Below are 7,248 nucleotides of genomic sequence, written 5' to 3' on the forward strand. Positions count from 1 at the left end.
CACCGCCGCTGCGCTCAGCAGGCGCGCGGCTGCTGTAACCGCCTTCATCCCCGCCTCCGCCGCCGCCCGCACCGCCCCGTCCACCCAGCATCTGCATTTGTTCCGCGACGATTTCCGTTGCGTACTTCTCCACGCCCGCCTGATCGGTGTACTTGCGCGTACGAATACGGCCTTCGACGTAAATGGACGAGCCCTTCTTCAGGTACTCGTTGACGATCTCGGCCAGCCGGCCGAAGAAGGTCACGCGATGCCATTCCGTGGCTTCCTTCATTTCGCCGGATGCCTTGTCCTTGTAGCGGTCAGTCGTCGCAAGACGGACGTTGGCCACGGCGTCGCCGCTCGGCAGATACCGGGTTTCCGGATCAGCGCCCAGATTTCCCACCAGAATGACCTTGTTGACGGATGCCATGATTTCTCCTGTTGATTCAATTCAGTTCAATACGATTCAATTCGATGTCGCGCGGACCTGATTCACTACGCCGTGCGCCGGATCTTCTGCGGCGGCGGCTTCATGTTCGCCGCCACGATCAGCCAGGCCAGCACCAGCCCCGAGCACGCGAAAAACACAGCGCTCTGGCCATCCACTTTCAGCAGCCATCCGCCGATCACCCCGCCGATTGCCAGGCCGATCGACTGCGTGGTGTTGTACACGCCGGCCGCCGCACCCTTTCTCGTGCCGGGCGCAAGTTTGGAGACGAGCGACGGTTGCGACGCCTCCAGCACATTGAAACCCAGGAAGTAGATGAACAAGATCGCGGCCACTGACCACAGAGTATGCGGAGCGGCGCCGAGTAACAACTGGCCAATCAGGATAAGCAAAATGGCGCCGAGCATCACCGCTTTCATTTTTCCGCGTTTTTCGGCGGCAATGATTGCCGGCACCATCAGCACGAACGCGAGGCCCATGACGGGCAAATAGACTTTCCAGTGCGCCGCGACCGGCAGACCGCCTGCTTCCAGGATGCGCGGCACGACCAGGAACAGCGCGGTTTGCGTGGCGTGCAGGACGAGCACACCGAAGTTCAGGCGCAGCAATTCCACGTTGTGCAGCACTTCGGCGAACGGCGCTTTTACATGCACGGGCGGCTTGGGCGCGTCCGGGACCACCCAGATCACCACGCCCACGGCGAGTATCGATAAAAAGCCGATCAGCGTGAACAGGCCGCTCATGCCGACCCACTGGAACACGATCGGCGCGCCGACAATGGCAACCGCGAACGAGACGCCGATGCTCGCGCCGACCATCGCCATGGCTTTCGTGCGGTTTTCCTCTGTAGTCAGATCCGCGATGAACGCAATCACCGCCGACGAAACCGCGCCCATGCCCTGAATCACACGCCCGACGATGATCCACGTCATGGAATGCCCGACCGCCGCCACGAAGCTGCCGATGGCGAAGACGATCAGCCCGAACGCGATGACCGGCTTGCGCCCCAGCTTGTCGGAGACCCAGCCGTAGAAGATATAAAGCAGCGATTGCGTGACGCCGTAAGCGCCGAGCGCAATGCCGACGAGCAGAACATTGTCGCCGCCGGGAATCGTTTTCGCGTAGATGGAAAACACCGGCATGATCATGAAGAGACCAAGCATTCGCAGCGCGAAGATCGCGGCAAGCGACACGGTCGCACGCAACTCGGGCGCGCTCAGACGTGTGGACGTAACAGACGGATTGGACATCGGACGAGGTAATGTGGAAACGCGTCAGGCGGTGTGCGCGGCTCGCGCAAACCGGGCGGTCGCCTTGTGGTTGCCCGGATCGGCACTATATGAGACAGACGGCCGAGGCGGAAATTTATGCTTCAGAACGTGCTTCGGAACCGCATTCCGGCCCTGCGTGAAGGTCATGAAAAGCCCGCCGCACGCTTGATTGACGCCGATGAGCGCGGGCAACGCGCCCTCGAAAAGTCGTTATAGTAGCAGGTTTAGCCCCCTTACTTTCCGCCCGGATTCATGGAAGAAATTCGTATTCGTGGGGCTCGTACCCACAATCTCAAAAACATCAGTCTCGACTTGCCGCGTCACAAGCTGATCGTGATTACGGGCTTGTCGGGTTCGGGGAAATCGTCGCTCGCCTTCGACACGCTCTACGCGGAAGGCCAGCGCCGTTACGTGGAAAGCCTGTCGGCGTACGCGCGCCAGTTCCTGCAACTGATGGAAAAGCCGGATGTCGATCTGATCGAAGGGTTGTCGCCGGCAATTTCGATCGAACAGAAGGCGACTTCGCACAATCCGCGCTCGACCGTCGGCACGGTCACCGAGATTCACGACTACCTCCGGCTGCTGTTTGCCCGCGTCGGTACGCCGCACTGTCCGGATCACCACATCCCGCTGGAAGCGCAAAGCGTGTCGCAAATGGTCGATGCCGCGCTCGCCATGCCCGAGGAAACCAAGCTGATGATCCTCGCGCCCGTGGTCGCGGATCGCAAGGGCGAGCACACCGAATTGTTCGAGGCCATGCAGGCGCAGGGTTTCATCCGCTTTCGCGTTCGCTCGGGCGGCGGTACGGCCAACGAGGGCGTCGCGAAGATCCATGAGATCGAGTCGCTGCCGAAGCTCAAGAAGAACGACAAACATACGATCGATGTCGTCATCGACCGGTTGAAGGTTCGGCCCGACATGAAACAGCGTCTGGCGGAATCTTTCGAAACCGCGCTGCGTCTTGCCGATGGCCGCGCAGTCGCGCTCGAAATGGATTCGGAGCGCGAGCATTTGTATAGCTCGAAATTCGCGTGCCCGATCTGCTCGTACTCGCTGCAGGAACTCGAGCCGCGCCTGTTCTCGTTCAACAACCCGATGGGCGCGTGCCCGGAATGCGACGGCCTCGGGCAAATCACGTTCTTCGATCCGAAGCGCGTGGTCGCGCATCCGTCGCTGTCTCTGGCGGCCGGCGCGGTGAAAGGCTGGGACCGGCGCAACCAGTTCTACTTCCAGATGCTGCAAAGCCTGGCGGCGTTCTTCGAATTCGATCTCGATGCCGCGTTCGAGGACTTGCCGGAGAAAGTGCGCAAGATCCTGCTGTTCGGCTCCGGCAAACAGGTGATCCCATTCGCGTACATCAATGAGCGCGGCCGCACCACGGTTCGCGAGCACGCGTTCGAAGGGATCATCCCGAGCCTCGAGCGCCGCTACAAGGAAACGGATTCCGCGGCGGTACGTGAAGAATTGTCGAAGTTTCAGAACAATCAGGCGTGCCCGGCGTGCGAAGGCACGCGTTTGCGCACCGAAGCGCGCAATGTGAAGCTCGGCACCGGCGAACACGCGCGGGCAATCTTCGAGGTGAGCGGCTGGCCGCTGCGCGACACGCTCGGCTATTTCCAGACGCTGCGGCTCGAAGGCTCGAAGGCGGAGATTGCCGACCGCGTCATCAAGGAAATCGTCGCGCGGCTCACGTTCCTGAACAACGTGGGGCTGGATTATCTGTCGCTGGAACGCAGCGCGGAGACGCTTTCGGGCGGTGAGGCGCAGCGGATCAGGCTGGCATCGCAGATCGGATCGGGCTTGACGGGCGTGATGTACGTGCTGGACGAACCGTCCATCGGCTTGCATCAGCGGGATAACGACCGGCTTATCGATACCCTCAAGCATCTGCGCGACATCGGCAATTCGGTGATCGTGGTCGAGCACGACGAAGACATGATCCGCATGGCCGATTATGTGGTCGACATGGGCCCGGGTGCGGGCGTGCACGGCGGCGAGATCGTCTCGCAAGGCACGGCAAAACATGTCCAGAACGACCCGAATTCCATGACCGGGCAGTATTTGTCGGGCAAACGCAGCATCAGCTATTCGACCGATCGCACCGCGCCCGATGAACGGCGGCTGCGGATCATCGAGGCGTACGGCAACAACCTGAAGAACGTGTCGCTCGACCTGCCCGTTGGCTTGCTGACCTGCGTGACGGGCGTGTCGGGCTCGGGCAAGTCCACGCTCATCAATGACACGCTGTACCACGCCGTCTCGCAGCATCTGTACGGCTCGGCGACCGAACCGGCGCCTTACGAGGCAATCGAAGGGCTGGAGCATTTCGACAAGGTCATCAACGTCGATCAATCTCCTATCGGCCGCACGCCGCGCTCGAATCCGGCTACGTATACCGGCCTTTTCACGCCGATCCGCGAGTTGTTCGCGGGCGTGCCGGCATCGAAGGAACGGGGTTACGATCCGGGCCGCTTTTCGTTCAACGTGAAGGGCGGTCGCTGCGAAGCGTGCCAGGGCGACGGCGTGCTGAAAGTCGAAATGCACTTCCTGCCCGACGTGTACGTCCCATGTGACGTCTGTCACGGCAAGCGCTATAACCGCGAGACGCTCGAAGTCCAGTACAAGGGCAAGAACATCCACGAGGTGCTCGACCTGACCGTGGAAGCGGCGCACGAGTTCTTCAAGCCGGTGCCGATCGTCGCGCGCAAGCTGAAAACCCTGCTCGATGTCGGTCTGGGTTACATCCGCCTCGGCCAGTCGGCGACCACGCTTTCGGGCGGCGAAGCGCAGCGCGTGAAGCTTTCGCTGGAACTGAGCAAGCGCGATACAGGTCGGACTCTCTATATTCTCGACGAACCGACCACGGGTTTGCATTTCCACGATATCGCGCTGTTGCTGGAAGTGATACACCGGTTGCGCGATCAGGGTAATACTGTCGTAATCATCGAGCATAATCTGGATGTAATCAAAACCGCCGACTGGGTGATCGACCTGGGTCCGGAAGGCGGCGCCGGCGGCGGCCAGATCATCGCGCAGGGGACGCCGGAGCAGGTAGCCAAATCGAAGGCCAGTTTTACCGGCCGATATCTTGCGCCGTTGCTGCAGCGGCCGAGATCGGCGGCATGACGTACACGCACAAATGCCAAGCACGAGCCGGCCCGCCTTCGGGCCGTAGCACTCTATAACCCGTTCGCGGCAGGAGACCGAAGGATTCATGGCTAAGCGCAACGAAGCGGCCGAGAACAGGCCCGCAGTCCGGCCCGTGCGGCTGACGAGCGATATGAGCATGCCCAAGCTGTCGGCGGTTGAGATCGGCAGTTATATCGCCGCATTCGCCGGCATGTTCGCCGTTCTGCATCTGCAACTGCTCGGCGCGCTGCTGGCGGGCATGCTCGTGTTTCAGCTCGTGCACACCATTGCGCCGGTCATCGAAAAAACCATGACGAGCGGGCGCGCCCGCTGGGTCGCGGTCGTGATCCTGGCGGTGGTGATCGTGGGCGGCCTCGCCGGTGCGACGGTTGCGACCATCGACCATTTTCAGCGCGATGTCCCGAGCGTCCAGAAGCTCCTCGATCAACTCATGATGATCACGTCGCATGCGCGTCTGCAGGTGCCGGACTGGATTGCGAATTACCTTCCCGTCGACGCCGAGCAGATGAAGGACAAGGCGACCGACCTGATGCAGAAGCACGCCGCCATGCTGCAGCAAGGCGGAAAAGACGCGGCGCGGGGTTTCGGGCATGTGCTGATCGGTATGATCATCGGCGCGATCATCGCAGTGGGCGCGCCCCGGACCACGCATCGGCTGCCGCTTTCCACCGCGCTTGTCACGCGCGTGACGCGGTTCTCAGAGGCGTTTCGCCGGATCGTTTTCGCGCAGGTGAAGATTTCCGCCATCAACGCGGCATTCACCGCGCTGTATTTGCTGGTCGCGCTGCCGGTCTTTCACGAGCGGCTGCCGTTGTCCAAGACGCTGGTGATGGTGACGTTTATCGTCGGATTGCTGCCGGTGATCGGGAATCTGATTTCCAACGCGCTGATTGTCGCGATCTCCCTTTCCGTGTCGTTTGGAACGGCGGTGGCATCGCTCGCGTTCTTGATCGTCATTCACAAGCTGGAATATTTCCTGAATGCACGGATCATTGGCGGGCAGATTGAAGCACGCGCATGGGAATTGCTGCTGGCAATGCTTGCGATGGAAGCCGCGTTCGGCCTTCCAGGCGTGATTGCCGCGCCGATTTTTTATGCTTATATCAAGCGCGAACTGGTTTATTTGAGGCTGGTTTAAATCGCGGAACCGGCGGAGATTCAATGCGATCTCCGCCAGCTATTCAATTTACTTGAACACCACCGTCTTGCTGCCGTTCAGCACGATCCTGTGCTCGACATGCCAGCGCACCGCACGCGCCAGCGTCACGCATTCCACGTCACGGCCGATTGCCGTCAACTGATCCGGCGCCATGCTGTGGTCCACGCGCTCGACTTCCTGTTCAATGATCGGACCTTCATCGAGATCCGTCGTCACGTAATGAGCAGTGGCGCCGATCAGCTTTACGCCGCGATCGAACGCCTGGTAATACGGCTTCGCGCCCTTGAAACTCGGCAGGAACGAGTGGTGGATGTTGATCGCCCGGCCATTGAGCGCGGCGCACAGTTCCGGCGACAGGATTTGCATGTATCGCGCGAGTACGACGAGATCGATCTTGTGCTGATCGACGATTTCCAGCACGCGCGCTTCCTGCGACGCCTTGGCTTCAGGCGTCGACGCCATCAGCGGCAAATGATGAAACGGCACGTCATAACTCGCGGCAAGCTGATAGAACTCGCGATGATTCGAAACGATCGCCGGAATCTCGATCCCGAGTTGCCCCGTGCGATAGCGGAACAGCAAGTCGTTCAGGCAATGCCCGATCTTCGACACCATGATCATCACGCGCGGCTTGACCGATGCGTCGTGCAGTTCCCACTTCATGCCGAACTGATCGGCGAGTGAACCAAACGATGTCCGCAATGCTTCCAGTCCCGGATCGCCGCCGACTTGCTGGAAATGCACGCGCATGAAGAACTCGCCGGTGTGGCTGTCGCCGAACTGCGCGGAGTCCAGGATGTTGCTGCCGAGGTCGAACAAGAATCCCGACACGGCATGCACGATTCCCGGACGATCCGGACAAGACAACTTCAAGATAAAACTATGTTCGGTCGACATTAACCGATACTCCTTTGAAATATTTCACAGCAGTGGCGGCGAGAACACCGCCTGCATGCCTGCGCACGCGTCTTCATCGATCCATTGGCGGCGCAGCAAGAGGTCGAGCGTGGCAAGACTTGCATCCACGGTCATGGAACCTTCTTCGATCCAGCGCGCGACTTCATCGATTCGAGCAAGCCTGTGTTCGCCGACTTCGCCGTCCTGATTGCGCGGCGCGAAATCCACCGGCAGCGCGAGGTCGAAAACGTAGATCTGCTCGGCTTGCGTGCCTTCGGGCAGCGATTGCAGCACGTGGAAGATGCGCCCGCGCGTGGCGTTCGCGGCCAGTTCCGGCGGCATGC

5 protein-coding genes and 1 pseudogene are annotated in these 7,248 nt (G+C 60.7%); 2 read left to right on the top strand and 4 right to left on the bottom strand.

Annotated features, from left to right (window positions below; all coding sequences use genetic code 11):
- The coding region (ssb, locus tag ACFFAR_RS19360; RefSeq protein WP_174363740.1) for a single-stranded DNA-binding protein at nucleotides 1–409 on the bottom strand (409 nt) is incomplete at its 3' end.
- Between the two features lie 65 nt (nucleotides 410–474).
- Entirely contained in the window at nucleotides 475–1,677 is a 1,203-nt protein-coding gene (locus tag ACFFAR_RS19365; protein ID WP_061998381.1) for an MFS transporter, read from the bottom strand.
- Nucleotides 1,678–1,950: 273 nt separating this feature from the next.
- Here ACFFAR_RS19365 and uvrA point away from each other — a divergent pair, with 273 nt between their 5' ends.
- Together uvrA and ACFFAR_RS19375 are read left to right on the top strand one after the other, a co-directional pair.
- A complete protein-coding gene (gene uvrA / locus ACFFAR_RS19370) occupies nucleotides 1,951–4,824 on the top strand; it encodes an excinuclease ABC subunit UvrA (RefSeq protein WP_062168914.1) in 2,874 nt (957 codons plus the stop codon).
- 88 nt (nucleotides 4,825–4,912) lie between these two features.
- Nucleotides 4,913–5,986 carry an AI-2E family transporter gene (locus tag ACFFAR_RS19375; protein WP_062168912.1) on the top strand — a complete coding sequence of 358 codons (1,074 nt, stop codon included), beginning with the start codon at nucleotides 4,913–4,915 and terminating at the stop codon, nucleotides 5,984–5,986.
- A gap of 48 nt (nucleotides 5,987–6,034) precedes the next feature.
- Here the strand turns inward: ACFFAR_RS19375 and purU are convergent, their stop codons facing one another.
- Together purU and ACFFAR_RS19385 are read right to left on the bottom strand one after the other, a co-directional pair.
- Complete coding sequence (gene purU, locus ACFFAR_RS19380; RefSeq protein ID WP_061998377.1) at nucleotides 6,035–6,904, bottom strand: formyltetrahydrofolate deformylase; 870 nt, start codon at nucleotides 6,902–6,904, stop codon at nucleotides 6,035–6,037.
- A 24-nt stretch (nucleotides 6,905–6,928) separates the two neighbouring features.
- A pseudogene (locus tag ACFFAR_RS19385) lies at nucleotides 6,929–7,248 on the bottom strand (DUF4743 domain-containing protein); the annotation flags it as partial.

This window comes from uncultured Caballeronia sp., from assembly GCF_964243625.1.
Taxonomy (GTDB): Bacteria; Pseudomonadota; Gammaproteobacteria; order Burkholderiales; family Burkholderiaceae; genus Caballeronia.